Source organism: Paraburkholderia suaedae (assembly GCF_040812055.1).
Taxonomy (GTDB): Bacteria; Pseudomonadota; Gammaproteobacteria; order Burkholderiales; family Burkholderiaceae; genus Paraburkholderia.
This window is the reverse complement of record NZ_JBFOAH010000002.1, coordinates 232,189-246,572: the sequence shown is the minus strand read 5'-3', so window position 1 is coordinate 246,572 and position 14,384 is coordinate 232,189. Positions and strand designations below refer to the sequence as shown.

Below are 14,384 nucleotides of genomic sequence, written 5' to 3'. Positions count from 1 at the left end.
CCGGCCTGTCGCATGTTACCCGAACGCGGCAGGCGTCAGCGCGCCGACGCACGGGTACTGCGTGCCCGGACGAAACTCCGTCGCCGCGCGCCATAAACTAATCACGAAAACATATAAGAGGCGTTAGGCGACGCTGTATGTGCCACTTGACGTTACGTTACAATAACGCTTTTGGCGATTGCGCCTTCCCTGATTCCGCATGCAGGAGCTGCCTGAATGACTCACGTTGTGACCGAAAGCTGCATCAAGTGCCGCTATACCGACTGCGTGGATGTGTGCCCGGTAGATTGCTTTCGCGAAGGTCCCAACTTCCTCGCGATCGACCCCGACGAATGCATCGACTGCGCCGTGTGCGTAGCCGAGTGCCCGGTGAACGCCATTTACGCCGAAGAAGACGTGCCGGGCGACCAGCAGGACTTCATCGAACTGAATGCCGATCTGGCCAAGAACTGGCCGAGCATCACCAAGACCAAGGCGCCGCTGCCGGAAGCCGAAGAATTCAAGGACGTGAAGGAAAAGCTCGCGCTGCTCGCGCGCTGAGCGCTTGCGCCTGTCAAACGTCGTCGCAATCGGACAAAATTGGGATAAACGCAGGGTATTGACAGGCATAAAAGCTGCCCCTACAATTTCGCTTCTCTGCTGTTGTTGTTCTGTTCCTCGATAGCTCAGTCGGTAGAGCGCCGGACTGTTAATCCGTAGGTCCCTGGTTCGAGCCCAGGTCGAGGAGCCAAGAATTGCAAAAGCCCGTTAACCAAGACGGGTTTTTTTATGTAGATCAAGTTGTACTGCTGTTCCTCGATAGCTCAGTCGGTAGAGCGCCGGACTGTTAATCCGTAGGTCCCTGGTTCGAGCCCAGGTCGAGGAGCCAAAAAATTCGGAAGGCCCGCATTCGTGCGGGCCTTTTTCTTTTTGCGCCAGCAGTTCCGCGCGCCGCATTCTTCGCGATGGCCGATCGTGGCGTGGTTGGCTCAACGCAGACGTTTCTGCGCTCGGTAGGTATTATCGAACGCGCTGCGCGCCAACGCGCGTCTCTGGCTCATACGAGCAGCGCCACCCTCTGCCGGGCATGCCGTTATACGATGGCGATTTCCCAGCGCGTCTCGCGCCCAATCCAGACGCTCTTCGCGGCAATCCATGAAATCAACCTCATTGCGCATCGCGCTTGCAGTCGCCACCACTGTGCTACTGCCGTCCGTGCACGGCGAAGAAATCGCCAGCGTCAACACCAATTTTCACGTCACGGGTTCGGACCGCGTGGTCGTCGAGGCCTATGACGATCCGATCGTTCAAGGCGTGACCTGCTATGTGTCGCGCGCGCGCACCGGCGGCATCAAGGGCACGCTGGGCATCGCCGAGGACCCTACCGAAGCGTCGATCGCCTGTCGCCAGGTCGGCGCGGTTCACTTCACGGGCCCGGTGAAGCAGCAGGCCGATGTGTTCTCCGTCAGCATGTCGCTGATTTTCAAGTCGCTGCACGTGGTGCGCGTGGTCGACGCCAAGCGCAACGCGCTCGTGTATCTGACTTATAGCGACCGGGTCGTGAGCGGCAGCGCGAAAAACAGCGTCAGCGCCGTGCCGATGCCGGCCGGCACGATCATCCCGGTCAAGTAGTCGCCGGCTACGGCGAGACGCTTCGCTCCAGGAGTGCGCCGGCGCCCCCCCCAATCCCCGCTAAGCTTGCCGAATCAAGGAGGCTGGATTGATCCACTCACCTCAAGCCAGACCATGAGCCCAGGCCACATCAAGGAATTCGCCGCCGGCGCACGCGACATCATCCCGATGATGGTCGGCGCTGCACCGTTCGGCGTCATTTTCGGCACGCTCGTCGCATCCGGCCCGCTGCATCTGTGGCACGGCCAGTTGATGTCGCTCGTCGTGTTCGCCGGCTCCGCGCAATTCATCGCGCTGGGCCTGATCGCCGGCCATGCGAGTTTCGCCGTGATCTGGGCGACGACGCTCGTCGTCAATCTGCGTCACGTGCTGTACAGCGCGACGCTCGCGCCGCACGTCGCGCATCTGTCGGCCCGCTGGCGCTGCGCACTCGGCGCGCTGCTCACCGACGAAGTCTTCGCGGTCGCGTGGGAACACTACAGGCGTCGCGAACCGGGCACGGTCGGTCCGCACTATTTTTTCGGTGCCGGCCTCGCGATGTACCTGAACTGGCAGCTCTGGACGATCGCCGGCCTGCTGTTCGGTGCGGCGTTCCCCGGCCTGCAATCGCTCGGACTCGATTTCGCGATGGTCGCCACCTTCATCGCCATCGTCGTGCCGCAACTCGTCGCGCTGCGCTACATTGCGGCCGCCGCGACCGCCGGGACGCTCGCCTTTCTCTGGCAGGCCTGGCCGTACAAGCTAGGCCTGCTCGCCGCGGTGTTCGCGGGCGTGGCGATCGGCGTGCTGCTGTCGATCTCGCGCCTCACTCAGCGCGATTCGCGCGAAACCCCGGAGGCCACCCGATGAACTACGTCGTTCTCATCCTCGGTATGGCGCTCATCACGTGGCTGATCCGCGCGGCCGTGTTCGTGCTGGGGGAGCGGCTCGTATTCCCGCCGCTCGTGCGCACCGCGCTCGGTTTCGTGCCGGTTACCGTGCTGACGGCGATCATCGTGCCAATGGCGGTTTCGCCGCACGGCGCCGGCGCCGAACTAACCTGGCGCAACCCGCAGCTGGTCGGCGCGCTCGCCGCCATCGTCGTCAGTGCGCTGACGCGGCGGCCGTTAGTGACGATCGCGGTTGGCCTGACGGTGTTTTTGGTCTGGCAATGCGTCGTGTTGAAGTAGGCACGCGATCAGCACGGATCGATCAGACTGTCGGCCACAGGCCCCGCGCCGAGGCCGATACTGCGCGCCACCGGTAGCGCCTGGCGGAAACTGCTCTGGCTCTGGCTGTGCCCGAAATCCACGATCTGTTCGCGCAACGTTGCCCTCGAGCTCGACGCCGTCCGTCCCCGTCACCTTCGACGCACCGCGCACGACAGCCGCCTCCAGATGCATCCCCCGCGACCCGCACGCTCTCAAGTTTGCCCTGCAATCCGCCGATAACAAGTCGAGGTCCGCGCATCGGGATTCATCCCGTGGATGAGGCGGCAACAGGCAGGAATCAACCGCGTCGGCATCCGAGCTCGCGCCGCCCAACGTCCGCGTGCGGCCGGGCGACGCGACAAGGCCGTGCGGCAGCACCAAACGGGATAAGACATGGGTCAAATCACCCTCACGCTCAAGGACGAGACCATTGCGTCGCTGCGCAAGGATTTCGACGCGTTTTTGCGGGTTTCGCTGAAGCTGGACCCGCAGTTCGCGACGCCGTCGTTCGAGGACTTCTTGCGCGCCAAGCTGCTCGACAACATGGTGCCGCTGACCGAACACGCGGTCCAACGGATGCTGCAGGGCGGCCAGTACGCATGGGCCAAGCGCACGCTCGACAAGGAATTTCCGGATGTCGTCGCGATCCTGATGCGGCAGGCGGGCGAGTTCGGTTTCGGCTTCGCGGCGCGCTCGGAATGGACGCCGGAAGAGTTGACCAAGCAATGCCGCGACTGGGCGGCGGCGATCGTCAAGGAAGCCGAAGGCGACGCCGCGTTGGTCGACCCGCTGGCCGCGCAGATCAGGAGCGCGGCGCAAGACATCCAGGCGCTGGAGGAAGTCATGCAGACGCCGGCATGGCGGCTGGTGGAATCGTTGCGCCAGCGGGTCTACGAAGCCAAGGTCGCGTGCGAAACCAGCGTGGGCAGCACCGCGCGCGAGAAGCTCGGCGAACTGCGCGGGCTGCTGCGGCTCGGCATCTCGCATGGCTCATTCCAGAAACAGGAAGCGCAGCAGATCATGGAGTATCTGCGCCTGCTCAAACCGGAGATATTCGTCGAAGAGCCCGATGACGTGTTCTCACGCCTTGCGGCATGGCTGCGCAACTTCTTCGTGCCGCCCCGTCCGGCGCCGCAGCAACAGCAACGACAGTCACGCTGATTGCACAGCTTGAGGCTTAGGTACCCAACATCGGCAGAACCGCGGTGTTGCGGTTGCGCACTTCCGCCCGCTCCCAGCCAACGCACGCCGCCCGTCAATCCCACATCTTCCGAAGCTTTGCACCAATCTCGACCTTAGCCTTCGCGGCCGCCGCCAGCCCGGCTGTCGTCGGCGCGCTCGGCGCCGGCACGCGCGGCCACGCATACGCGTCGAACAGCGGCATCAAATGCGCGGGAATGAAGCGCGTGCGCGATGCCCACACATGACGATCGCCCAGATGCGTCTGGTTGTGCACGTAAAAGCGCTGCGGCACGACGATGTGCAGGTCCTCTTTCGCCCGCGTCATCGCCACGTACAACAGGCGCCGCTCCTCGTCGATTTCATCTTCGCTGCCGGTGCCGAGATCGGATGGGATGCAGCCGTCGACCCCGTTCAGCACGAACACGTTGCGCCACTCCTGCCCCTTTGCCGAATGGATCGTCGACAGGATCAGGTAGTCTTCGTCGATCAGCGGCACGCCGGACTGGTCGCTGGTGGCATCGGGCGGATCGAGCGTCAACTCGGTCAGAAAGCGCTCGCGCGACGCATACGTGCCCGCGATGCTTTCCATTTGCAACAGGTCCGCATGACGGATCGCGGCGTCCTCGTGATTGCGTTCGAGATGCGGCTCGTACCAGCGCCGCACCGTCTCGAACTCGGCGGGCCACGGCGTCTGCCGACCGTACACGCTCGACATCAGCTTGACGAACGGATGCCAGTCTTCCTGCGTGCGCGCGGGCGCGGCAAACGCGGCAAGTGCGCGCGCCGCCGTGTCGACGGGATTGCCGCTGCCTGCGCGCGCGACGATGTCGTCGAGCACCTTCGCCGCGGTGGCCGGCCCCACGCCCGGCAGCAACTGCACGACCCGAAAACCGGCGACCCGGTCGCGCGGATTCTCCGCCCAGCGCAGCACCGCGAGTACGTCCTTCACGTGCACCGAATCGAGAAACTTCAACCCGCCGAACTTGACGAACGGAATGTTGCGCCGGGTCAATTCGATCTCCAGCGCGGCGCTGTGGTGCGCGGCGCGAAACAGCACCGCTTGCGACTTGAGCTTCATCCCCTGCTCCCGTGCTTCGAGCACCTGTTCGACGATGTAGCGAGCCTGATCGGCTTCGTCGGCGACCGTGACGAGACGCGGGCGTTGCGCCGACGCCTTGTCGGTCCACAGGTTCTTCGTGTAGCGCTCGCTGGCCAATTCGATGACCGCGTTCGACGCGGCCAGGATCGGCGCAGTGGACCGGTAGTTGCGCTCCAGCGTGACCTGCCGCGCGGCCGGGTCGAACTGCGCGGGAAAATCGAGAATATTGCGCACGGTCGCGCCGCGAAACGAGTAGATGGACTGCGCGTCGTCGCCGACCACGGTGAGGCCGCGCCCGTCCGGCTTCAGCGCGAGCAGGATCGACGCCTGCAGGCGATTGGTGTCCTGATACTCGTCGACCATCACGTGGTCGAAGCGCGCCGAAAGGTCGGCCGCGATCGCAGGCTCGGCGGCCATGTGCGACCAGTAGAGCAGCAGATCGTCGTAGTCGAGCACGCTCTGCTTCTGCTTTGCGTCCACATACGCGGCGAACAGCATGCGCAGGTCGGCTTCCCATTCGCGGCACCACGGGAAAGCGTCGTCGAGCACCTGCCCGAGCGAGGCGCCCGTGTTCACGACGCGCGAATAGATCGCAAAGCAGGTGCCCTTGGCCGGAAAGCGCCGTTCCTTCGCGGAAAGCCCGAGCTCGTGCCGCATCAGATTCATCAGGTCCGCGGAGTCTTCGCGGTCGTTGATCGTGAACGACGGCGCGAGCCCGATCAGATCGGCGTACTCCCGCAAGAGCCGCGCGCCGACGCTGTGAAACGTGCCTGACCACGTCAGTCCTTGCGCAAGCGAAGCGCGCGCGCCAAGCGCCGCGCCGGCGATGCGCGTGACGCGGCGGGTCATTTCGAGGGCCGCGCGGCGCGAGAAAGTGAGCAGCAGGATGCGGCGCGGGTCGACGCCCTTCACGACGAGATTGGCGACCCGATGCGCGAGCGTGCTGGTCTTACCGGAGCCGGCGCCCGCGATCACGAGCAGTGCGCCGGGGGGTGCATTGGGGGTATTGGCGCCGTGTTCGACGGCTTCCCGCTGGGCGACATTGAGTTTCGCCAGCCAGGCGGCGGTATCGGACGGCGGCGGAGATTCGGCGACGGAGAGCACGGTGGCCTGGACGTTTGAGTGGACGGAGGATGGCGACGCATACTGTATATCCATACAACCATCGGCGACAAGCGACCCTTTTTAATGCCGGCTCCTGCATTCAGACCATCCCAAAGCACGACGCGACAGCGAACCTTCACCGCCGCGCCGTGCTTCGCGCCTGCGCTGGCTCAATGCTTGACATCTGCGCCATCGGCCTGAGCCGCAGCCTGCCCTTCCATGTTCATCTTCATTTCGTTGTTGGCGGCCTGCTTATCGGCCTTCTGATTGATCTTCGCGTCGCGCACCTGCTCCTTGTACTGCCCCTTGGCGGCCTTTTGCTGCTCGTTCAATTCCGCCTTCGACGCCTTCTTCGCCGCACGATATTCGGCATTCGCCTTCGCGTTGGCGTCACGCTTTTGCACCAGCGGATCGGTCGAACCTGACGCCGTCAGGCGGGTCGGCGCCGGCGTCACCGGTGTCACCGGCTGCACGCCCTGAGCCGCCGGGGCGACATCGGCCCCCGGCGCCTGTATCTGAGCGTGGCCAGCGACTCCGGTGGCCGGTTGCGCAGTCTGCGCGACTGCCGCGGTAGCGGCAAAAGCCGTGAGAGCGGTACCGCTCAGAAGCGAACGAATCTGGGTCATGGTTAATCCTCTGGAAAGTTGTTGTGAGATGGGTGTCGTGTCCGGTTGTTCTTTCGGCAGGGACGTCCCGAGTACCTCGCGCGATTTGCGGCTCCTGACGCCTTGCTCGGGAACCAGCAGGTCGTGCTACGTTTTTTGACTCTACGAGCGAACTTCGCGTTGTACGACCCACGTTACGCAACGTTTCACTTTCCGATGATCGGCTAACAACTGCTTGCATTTGCTTGCGCGGGCGTCGTGCACACGCCGCTCTTCATCCAGTGCAAGCTTGTGGCTTATGATGCGAACCCTTTGCCTGAAGGTCCAAACGCGATGCCCAACCTCGATTTCACGCTCACGGGCGACTACGTCGAACTGCACAACCTGTTGAAGATCACGGGGCTCGCGGACAGCGGCGGCTCGGCAAAAATGATGGTCGCGGACGGAGCGGTGACCGTCGACGGCCGAGTCGAAACGCGCAAGACCTGCAAGATCCGCGCGGGCCAGGTCGTACTGCTCGGCGATACGCGCATTGCGGTCCACGAGGCGCACTGACGCCGTGTTCTGGGCATCCGCCGGGGGGCCGCAGCGCGGTGAGTCCGAACATTCGCGTCACTGCGCGCACCAAAATCGTGCGTCTCTGATCGACATTGCCGGGACGACGCAATAAGCTGTCGGTTTTGACAGACGAACCCGTTGGAATCCATTGGCCAGCAAGAACGACTCGCGAACGCCCCGCCCTTTCCATCTGGGCTCCTGGACGCGCGGCCGCGAGCGTATGAAGCGAGGAACGCGCGCCGCACGCCTGCCTCGTGACACTGCCGCCACTTCCGCCACCTTCCGCCGCAAGCGCTTCATGACCCAATCGGGCTTCACCCGGGTGGCCACCCGGCCGCCAACCTTCTCCCGCCACGCGGCCGACACCGCCCGGCTCGCCGCGCCGCTCGCGATCGCCCAGCTCTCCCAAATGGCGATGAGCGTCACCGACACCATCCTGCTCGGCTCCCTCGGCCCCGATGCGCTCGCCGCCGGCGGGCTCGGCGCCAACCTGTTCTTCGTCGTGGTGACGCTGCTGCAAGGCGTGCTGACCTCTGTCAGCGTCAGCGTGTCGCACGCGCGCGGCGCCCAGGACGATGGCCGCGTGCCGCATATCTACTGGAGCGGCCTCGTGATGGCGGTGCTACTGTCGGTGCCGGCGTTCATCCTGCTGTCGTTTGCATCGCGGATCCTGCTCGCTTTCGGCGAGCCCGGGCTGCTCGCACACAACGTCGGCGAATATGCGGCGGTACTGCGCTGGGGCGCGCCCGCCAGCCTGATCGGCGTCGGCCTGATGCGCTCGTTCCTGCCGGCGATCGGTGCGGCGAAACGCCTGCTGTGGGTGTCGATCGCAAGCGTCGGCGTGAACGCGTTCCTGAACTACGGGCTCATTCACGGCGCTTATGGGCTGCCCCGGCTTGGCTTTCTGGGCTCGGCTGCCGCGACCTCGATCACCGTCTGGCTAACCGCGCTCGTGCTGATGGCGCTGCTGCATCTGCGCCCGCGCTTTCGGCATTTCGTCGTCGCGACGCGGCCCAATGTGCCGTTGATGGGCGAGCTGTTCGGCATCGGCTGGCCGGTGGCGATCACCTATGGCGTCGAGTCGACGCTGTTTCTCGCCACCGGCCTGATGGTCGGCCTGCTCGGCGAGTCGCAGCTGGCCGCGCATCAGATCGCGCTGAACGTCGCGTCGGTGGCCTTCATGGTGCCGCTCGCGATCGGCCAGGCGGCCAACGTCCGGGTCGGCTTCTGGGCCGGCGCAGGTCAGCCGCTTGCCGCGCGTCATGCGGGCTTCGTCGCGCTCGCGCTGGGCGTCGGCTTCATGACGCTGTCGGGGCTCGTGCTGATCGCCGCGCCTCGCTGGATCGTCGGCCTCTATCTGCATCTCGGCGACCCGGCCAATGCGCCGACCGTCGCGCTGGCGAGTTCGCTGCTGGGCGTGGCGGCGATTTTCCAGATCGTCGACGGCATGCAGACGGTCGGTTCGGGCTGCCTGCGCGGCCTGAAGGACACGCGCGTGCCGATGATCGCGGCGGCGTTCGGTTATTGGGTGATCGGTTTTCCGACCGGCTATACGCTCGCGTTTCACTTTGGCCTCGGCGCGCGCGGTTTGTGGTGGGGTCTCGCGGCGGGCCTCGCAAGCGTCGCGCTTCTGATGACGCTGCGGTTCCATAAGCTGAGCTTGCGGCGCGTGCCAACGGCAGCCGTGACGCCGCCTGTTGGTTCGGGGTAAGCGAGGGCGGGTTGCCGGTTAGGCTCGTGCGTTGCCGGTTGCTCGTGGCAACGCTTCACATCAGCGCATTGCATCGACTGCGGCCTCGGTCCAGGAAAGGAAAAGCAGGCCCTCGCGGCAGCCCGAAAACCGCACATCACGATTCCCCTTAGAATGGTTTTTCTCGACAGCGTGAGCAGGCATCTGCGTTGCCGTCATGAAAAGCTTGCAAACAAAAAGGGGATGACATGGTGCCGGGGCATCACGAACAAAAACCAGAATCACTGCAACGTAAGCGCGCATTCAGCACAGTTGACATGAAGTCCCCCTGGGGGACGACCAGACAGGTTTTCCTGCTGTGCTGCGCGGCGGCACTGCTGAGCGCCTGCGCGAGCAAGCCGCCCGCCACCGCGTTCGACCGTTCGGTCACGCATGCGCTGCCCGCCAGCGCGAGCACCCCGTTGCGCACCGCGCTCGCGCCGCTCGAAGCGGCGCATCCGGGGCAGTCGGGTTTCCGTGTGCTGGCGAACGGCACAGATGCATTGCAGATGCGCATCGCGCTCGCGCGCGCGGCGACTCAAACCCTCGACATGCAGTACTACATTGCCAACGAGGACACCACCGGCAAGCTACTGCTAGGCGCCGCGCTGTACGCAGCCGATCACGGCGTGCGGGTGCGCATGCTGGTCGACGACCTGAACTTCAAGGACATCGACCGCATCATGGCGGGCCTGAACTCGCACGACAACATCGAGATCCGCGTGTTCAATCCGTTCGGCAGCGCGCAGGAAGGCATGTTCGAACGCACGGCCAACCTGTTCACGCAGATCGGCCACTTTGCGCGCCGCATGCACAACAAGGCGATGATCGCGGACAACCAGCTGGCGATCGTCGGCGGCCGCAATCTCGGCGACGAGTATTTCAGCGCGAGCGAAACACTGCAGTTCCGCGACATCGACGTGCTGGCGGCCGGTCCGATCACCGCCGACGTCTCGGCCAGTTTCGACGACTACTGGAACAGCAGCCTCGCATACCCGCTGCGGGTGCTGAACAAACAGAAGTTCGACGCGAGGGAACTCGACCAAACGCGCGAGGACTTGCGCGCTCATTGGCGCGCCAACGCGGAGCCATACAACGCAAAACCGCTGAACGCGACGCCGCTCGCCTCGCAGATCGCCAGCGAGCAACTCGGTCTCGTCTGGGCGCCCGCGGAATTCAAGGCAGACGGGCCCGAGAAGATCGAGCATCCGTCGCCGGACTACGTCAGTCCACCGTTGCAGCGACTGCGCGAATTGATGCATGACGCGCGCCACGACTTTCTGATCGTGTCGCCGTACTTCGTCCCGCACGATGCCGGTGTGAAAGCGGCCGGCGAGCTGACGAGGCGAGGCGTGCGCATCGCCGTGCTGACCAACTCGCTCGCCGCGACCGACGCGGTTGCGGTGCAGGCGGGCTACAGTCCGTATCGGGTGCCGCTGCTGCGAGAAGGCGTCGAGCTGTACGAGTTCAAGCCGCACCAGGAAACGCCGCCCGTGGGGATCGCAGGCTCGCGTTCGCGCGCGAGCCTGCATGCGAAAACCTATGTGATCGACCACCAGATCCTCGTGATCGGCTCGATGAACCTCGACCCGCGCTCGGCCAATCTGAACACCGAACTCGCGCTGGTCATCCACAGCCCCGAACTCGCGGACCAGGTCGCGCGAATCTTCGAGCACGGCACGTCGCCCGAGCAAAGCTATCGCATCACGCTCGCCGACGACGGCCAGCTCGCCTATCTGCGCTCGATCGGCGCGCCGCTCTCGCCGCTCGTGTGGCGCGACGTGGAGGACGGCGTGCCCCGCACCTACATTTTCGATCCACAAGCAGGGTTATACCGGAACCTGCTAACGGGACTATTCTCCTTATTGCCAGTCAACGCAGAACTTTGAGAAGCGGAGCGAAACATGACCGAAGACGTACGAATGGAGCGTGACACGTTCGGTGAAATCGCCGTGCCGAACGCGCGTCTATGGGGCGCGCAAACGCAGCGCTCGCTGCAGAACTTCCGTATTTCGACCGAGAAACAGTCGCCCGAGCTGATCACCGCGCTGGCCGTCATCAAGCGCGCCGCCGCCGAGGTCAACCAGGGCCTGGGCGTGCTCGACGAAAACAAGGCCCGCGCGATCATGCAGGCCGCCGACGAGATCATCGACGGCAAGCATCCGCAGGAGTTTCCGCTCGCCGTCTGGCAGACCGGCTCCGGCACGCAGACCAACATGAACCTGAACGAGGTGATCGCGAATCGCGCGAGCGAGCTGCTCGGCGGCGAGCGCGGCGAAGCGCGCAAGGTCCATCCGAACGACGACGTGAATCGCGGCCAGTCGTCCAACGATGTGTTCCCGACCGCGATGCACGTGGCCGCCGCCTACGCGATCGTGAAGCATTTGTTGCCGGCGCTCGCGACCCTGCGCGACACGCTCGACGGCAAGGCGAGAGCGTTTGCCGACATCGTGAAGATTGGCCGCACGCACTTGCAGGATGCCACGCCGCTTACGCTCGGGCAGGAGTTTTCGGGCTACGTCGCGCAGCTCGAGCACGGCATTCGTCATGTCGAATCGGCGCTGCCGCATCTGTACGAACTCGCGCAAGGCGGCACTGCGGTCGGCACGGGTCTGAATGCGCATCCGCAGTTCGCGGACAAGGTCGCGGCCGCCATCGGCAAGCTGACTGGCCTGCCGTTCGTGTCGGCGCCCAACAAATTCGAGGTGATGGCCGCGGCCGATGCGCTGGTGTTCGCGCACGGCGCGTTGAAGACGGTCGCGGCGAGCCTGAACAAGATCGCCAACGACATTCGCTGGCTTGCAAGCGGCCCGCGTTGCGGCCTGGGCGAACTGTCGATTCCGGAGAATGAGCCAGGCAGCTCCATCATGCCGGGCAAGGTCAACCCGACCCAGTCCGAAGCGCTGACGATGCTGTGCTCGCAGGTGTTCGGCAACGACGTCGCGGTGAATATCGGCGGCGCGAGCGGCAACTTCGAGTTGAACGTGTTCCGGCCGATGATCGCGCACAACGTGCTGCAATCGGTTCGGCTGCTCGCCGACGGCGCGCGCAGTTTCAACGACAACTGCGCGGTGGGCATCGAGCCCAATCGCGAACGCATCGATACTTTGCTGAACGAATCGTTGATGCTGGTGACGGCGCTCAATCCGCACATCGGCTACGACAAGGCCGCGCAGATCGCGAAGAAGGCCCATAAGGAAGGCACCACGCTCAAGGCGTCGGCACTCGCGCTCGGCTTCGTCACCGAACAGCAGTTCGACGAATGGGTACGGCCGGAAAATATGGTTGGGAATTCGGCGGGATGATCATGGGTGAGTCGTCGCGCTGCTAGCGCAACGGCCCGATTTCTGACGCGCCGTGCCGGGCGCTCGCTACAACCGCTGTTGTTAGCCATCGGCTGCGCGAACGCTACGGTTCGCGCAGCCCTTGCGGCTTCTTGTTTGGGCTCCTAACGGCCCCCGGGCACGCCGCTTAAATTTTGCCCTGCGCCACTTCGTCCGGCTTCAGTTCGACGATAGCGTCGAGCGCTTCCTTCACGTCCATCGCATACCTGGCGAGGCGGTTCTGCTCATCGGTCTGCGGCACGAAAGCAGGCACCGGCACCGGATGGCCGTTCTCGTTGACGGCAACCATCACGACGAGGCAATCGGTGGTTTGCAACAGCTCTCCGCCCTTCGGATCGCCCGCGTGCACCGATACGTGAATGTGCATGCTGGTGCGGCCCGTCGCCACGATCCGCGCGCGCAACTCGACCAGGTTGCCGACCAGGATCGGCCGGCGAAAGCGGATATTGCCCACGCTGACCGTCACGCAATAGCGTCCCGACCAAACCGCCGAACACGCATAAGCGGTCTCGTCGATCCACTTCATCAGCGCACCGCCGTGCACCTTGCCGCCGAAATTGACCGAGCTCGGCTCGGCAAGAAAGCGGAAAGTGGTTTCCGAACGGTCCAGCGGCGCTACGGGAGGGGTGCTCATCTTGACTCCGGTCAATCGGATGGATCGAAAGGAGGCGATTATACCGAGCGCAAAATTGAAGGCGCGACAGCTTCGGGCGGCTTGCAGCGCTCCGTTATGACCCGCGGGCGAGTGCTTTCGCCGACCAGCTTTCGATGAAGCTTCCGCGTGGGCCATGCCGCACTCGCGCGGACCGTGCGCTTACTTGTGAAAGGTGATTCCTTCGTCGATGGTCCCGTACATGTCGATGCTGCCGGTGCCCGCGCTGGATCCGGCCCCGGCGCCGCCTTGCGCGCACGCGGAGAACAGCAGCGCCGTGGCGAGGACGGCAAGAAAAGTTTTCATGACACCGTGTTCCTGCGAAGACAGGCTTCAATTCTAGCCTGGCGGCCCGTCGCGAGGCCGCGACCCCGGCTGGCGCCGCGCGGCAGTCAGGCCGACGCTTGCCTCACGCTGCCGCGCCCCCCGAACTTCCTGGCCGCAGCATCCGATTGTTCACGCGACGCTGAAACATCGAATCGCTCAGCCCGTTACAGTGGACCCTATGGCGCTTTACGCGCCGCCCCGGAGACGCCGATGCCTGCCACCTTCACCGACGAACCGAACCATTTCCCAGGGCTCAGCCGGATCGGCGCGCTGCTCGCCGATCCCGGCCGCGCCGCGATGCTGTGGGCGCTGATGGACGGCAGCGCCCGCCCCGCCGGCGAACTGACGATGATCGCCGGACTTTCGCCGTCGGCCGCCAGCGCGCATCTGGCGCGCCTCACCGACGGCGGCCTGCTCGCGCTCGAAGCGCGCGGCCGGCACCGCTACTTCCGGATTGCATCCGCCGACATTGCCGCGTCGATCGAAGCGCTCGCCAACGTCGCGCAGGTCAGCGCGCCGCAGCGCGCGACACCGCGTCCGGCGCGCACCGTGCCGCTCGACATGCGCTACGCCCGCACCTGTTATGACCACATGGCGGGCGAGTTGTCGGTGCAGGTGTTCGAGCGGCTGGTCGACCGCGGTCTGCTGACCCTGGACGGCACTACGGTCGAGACGACCGTCGACGGCGCCGCGCGCTTCGCCGAATGGGGCATCGACCTGTCCGCGGAAAAAAGCCGCCGCCGCCGCTTTGCCTGCACGTGTCCCGACTGGAGCGAGCGGCGTCCGCATCTTGGCGGCGCGCTCGGCGCGGCGTTGCTCGATGCGTGGTCGGCGCACGGCTGGGTCGAACGGGCCGCGCGGCCGCGCGTCTTGCGCGTCACGCCGGCGGGCCGCCGTCATTTCGAGGCGTTTCTGACCGCTTGAGTGGTGTGCCGAGGCTGGCCTCGGCCAGCAAGACTGGGTATTCAGCGGGTCAAAAACGG

Annotated in this window: 15 protein-coding genes and 2 tRNA genes; 12 read left to right on the top strand and 5 right to left on the bottom strand. The window is 64.9% G+C overall.

The window, feature by feature from the left end:
• The first annotated feature begins 216 nt into the window (after window positions 1-216).
• From fdxA to ABQJ48_RS04510, 6 genes are all read left to right on the top strand, one after another.
• Entirely contained in the window at window positions 217-540 is a 324-nt protein-coding gene (gene fdxA / locus ABQJ48_RS04535) for a ferredoxin FdxA (RefSeq protein ID WP_367836254.1), read from the top strand.
• A gap of 114 nt (window positions 541-654) precedes the next feature.
• A tRNA-Asn gene (locus tag ABQJ48_RS04530) sits at window positions 655-730 on the top strand.
• Window positions 731-792: 62 nt separating this feature from the next.
• Window positions 793-868: transfer RNA gene (locus tag ABQJ48_RS04525), tRNA-Asn, on the top strand.
• Window positions 869-1,134: 266 nt separating this feature from the next.
• Complete coding sequence (locus tag ABQJ48_RS04520; RefSeq protein WP_367836253.1) at window positions 1,135-1,611, top strand: CreA family protein; 477 nt, start codon at window positions 1,135-1,137, stop codon at window positions 1,609-1,611.
• Between the two features lie 114 nt (window positions 1,612-1,725).
• Window positions 1,726-2,460: an AzlC family ABC transporter permease gene (locus tag ABQJ48_RS04515; protein ID WP_367836252.1), complete on the top strand. Its 735-nt coding sequence runs from the start codon at window positions 1,726-1,728 to the stop codon at window positions 2,458-2,460.
• Entirely contained in the window at window positions 2,457-2,780 is a 324-nt protein-coding gene (locus ABQJ48_RS04510) for an AzlD domain-containing protein (RefSeq protein ID WP_367836250.1), read from the top strand. The genes ABQJ48_RS04515 and ABQJ48_RS04510 overlap by 4 nt, the downstream gene beginning before the upstream one ends.
• An 8-nt stretch (window positions 2,781-2,788) precedes the next feature.
• Here ABQJ48_RS04510 and ABQJ48_RS04505 read toward each other — a convergent pair whose 3' ends face one another.
• The gene (locus tag ABQJ48_RS04505; protein ID WP_367836248.1) at window positions 2,789-2,917 is read right to left on the bottom strand and encodes a hypothetical protein; all 129 of its coding nucleotides are present in this window, start codon (window positions 2,915-2,917) and stop codon (window positions 2,789-2,791) included.
• 277 nt (window positions 2,918-3,194) lie between these two features.
• On the opposite strand from ABQJ48_RS04505, the gene ABQJ48_RS04500 reads away from it, so the two are divergent.
• Window positions 3,195-3,962, top strand: a complete 768-nt coding sequence (locus tag ABQJ48_RS04500) for a DUF4088 family protein (RefSeq protein ID WP_367836247.1) — start codon at window positions 3,195-3,197, stop codon at window positions 3,960-3,962.
• A gap of 94 nt (window positions 3,963-4,056) precedes the next feature.
• Here the strand turns inward: ABQJ48_RS04500 and ABQJ48_RS04495 are convergent, their stop codons facing one another.
• Both ABQJ48_RS04495 and ABQJ48_RS04490 read right to left on the bottom strand, forming a co-directional pair.
• Window positions 4,057-6,240, bottom strand: coding sequence for an ATP-dependent helicase (locus tag ABQJ48_RS04495; protein WP_367836246.1), 2,184 nt, complete (start codon window positions 6,238-6,240; stop codon window positions 4,057-4,059).
• A 116-nt stretch (window positions 6,241-6,356) separates the two neighbouring features.
• Entirely contained in the window at window positions 6,357-6,812 is a 456-nt protein-coding gene (locus ABQJ48_RS04490; RefSeq protein WP_367836245.1) for a hypothetical protein, read from the bottom strand.
• Window positions 6,813-7,124: 312 nt separating this feature from the next.
• On the opposite strand from ABQJ48_RS04490, the gene ABQJ48_RS04485 reads away from it, so the two are divergent.
• The 4 genes from ABQJ48_RS04485 to fumC all read left to right on the top strand — a co-directional run bounded on the left by ABQJ48_RS04485 (window position 7,125) and on the right by fumC (window position 12,383).
• Window positions 7,125-7,346 carry an RNA-binding S4 domain-containing protein gene (locus ABQJ48_RS04485; protein ID WP_042321998.1) on the top strand — a complete coding sequence of 74 codons (222 nt, stop codon included), beginning with the start codon at window positions 7,125-7,127 and terminating at the stop codon, window positions 7,344-7,346.
• Window positions 7,347-7,647: 301 nt separating this feature from the next.
• Entirely contained in the window at window positions 7,648-9,060 is a 1,413-nt protein-coding gene (locus tag ABQJ48_RS04480) for an MATE family efflux transporter (protein ID WP_367836530.1), read from the top strand.
• A gap of 296 nt (window positions 9,061-9,356) precedes the next feature.
• Window positions 9,357-10,967: a phospholipase D family protein gene (locus ABQJ48_RS04475; RefSeq protein ID WP_473094098.1), complete on the top strand. Its 1,611-nt coding sequence runs from the start codon at window positions 9,357-9,359 to the stop codon at window positions 10,965-10,967.
• 15 nt (window positions 10,968-10,982) lie between these two features.
• Entirely contained in the window at window positions 10,983-12,383 is a 1,401-nt protein-coding gene (gene fumC / locus ABQJ48_RS04470) for a class II fumarate hydratase (protein ID WP_367836244.1), read from the top strand.
• A 166-nt stretch (window positions 12,384-12,549) separates the two neighbouring features.
• Here the strand turns inward: fumC and ABQJ48_RS04465 are convergent, their stop codons facing one another.
• Complete coding sequence (locus ABQJ48_RS04465) at window positions 12,550-13,056, bottom strand: acyl-CoA thioesterase (protein WP_367836243.1); 507 nt, start codon at window positions 13,054-13,056, stop codon at window positions 12,550-12,552.
• A 180-nt stretch (window positions 13,057-13,236) separates the two neighbouring features.
• Window positions 13,237-13,380 (bottom strand): hypothetical protein, encoded by a 144-nt coding sequence (locus ABQJ48_RS04460; protein WP_367836241.1) that lies wholly within the window; start codon window positions 13,378-13,380, stop codon window positions 13,237-13,239.
• A 231-nt stretch (window positions 13,381-13,611) separates the two neighbouring features.
• Here ABQJ48_RS04460 and ABQJ48_RS04455 point away from each other — a divergent pair, with 231 nt between their 5' ends.
• Window positions 13,612-14,325: an ArsR/SmtB family transcription factor gene (locus tag ABQJ48_RS04455; RefSeq protein ID WP_367836240.1), complete on the top strand. Its 714-nt coding sequence runs from the start codon at window positions 13,612-13,614 to the stop codon at window positions 14,323-14,325.
• Window positions 14,326-14,384 lie beyond the last annotated feature (59 nt).

Bases quoted from the DNA above. Each gene is read 5' to 3' on its own strand.
- ABQJ48_RS04520 (WP_367836253.1), top strand. From the start codon at position 1,135: ATGAAATCAACCTCATTGCGCATCGCGCTTGCAGTCGCCACCACTGTG.
- fumC (WP_367836244.1), top strand. From the start codon at position 10,983: ATGACCGAAGACGTACGAATGGAGCGTGACACGTTCGGTGAAATCGCC.
- ABQJ48_RS04455 (WP_367836240.1), top strand. From the start codon at position 13,612: ATGCCTGCCACCTTCACCGACGAACCGAACCATTTCCCAGGGCTCAGC.
- ABQJ48_RS04465 (WP_367836243.1), bottom strand. From the start codon at position 13,056: ATGAGCACCCCTCCCGTAGCGCCGCTGGACCGTTCGGAAACCACTTTC.
- ABQJ48_RS04500 (WP_367836247.1), top strand. From the start codon at position 3,195: ATGGGTCAAATCACCCTCACGCTCAAGGACGAGACCATTGCGTCGCTG.
- ABQJ48_RS04485 (WP_042321998.1), top strand. From the start codon at position 7,125: ATGCCCAACCTCGATTTCACGCTCACGGGCGACTACGTCGAACTGCAC.
- ABQJ48_RS04480 (WP_367836530.1), top strand. From the start codon at position 7,648: ATGACCCAATCGGGCTTCACCCGGGTGGCCACCCGGCCGCCAACCTTC.
- ABQJ48_RS04515 (WP_367836252.1), top strand. From the start codon at position 1,726: ATGAGCCCAGGCCACATCAAGGAATTCGCCGCCGGCGCACGCGACATC.
- ABQJ48_RS04490 (WP_367836245.1), bottom strand. From the start codon at position 6,812: ATGACCCAGATTCGTTCGCTTCTGAGCGGTACCGCTCTCACGGCTTTT.
- ABQJ48_RS04495 (WP_367836246.1), bottom strand. From the start codon at position 6,240: ATGGATATACAGTATGCGTCGCCATCCTCCGTCCACTCAAACGTCCAG.
- ABQJ48_RS04510 (WP_367836250.1), top strand. From the start codon at position 2,457: ATGAACTACGTCGTTCTCATCCTCGGTATGGCGCTCATCACGTGGCTG.
- ABQJ48_RS04460 (WP_367836241.1), bottom strand. From the start codon at position 13,380: ATGAAAACTTTTCTTGCCGTCCTCGCCACGGCGCTGCTGTTCTCCGCG.
- ABQJ48_RS04475 (WP_473094098.1), top strand. From the start codon at position 9,357: ATGAAGTCCCCCTGGGGGACGACCAGACAGGTTTTCCTGCTGTGCTGC.
- fdxA (WP_367836254.1), top strand. From the start codon at position 217: ATGACTCACGTTGTGACCGAAAGCTGCATCAAGTGCCGCTATACCGAC.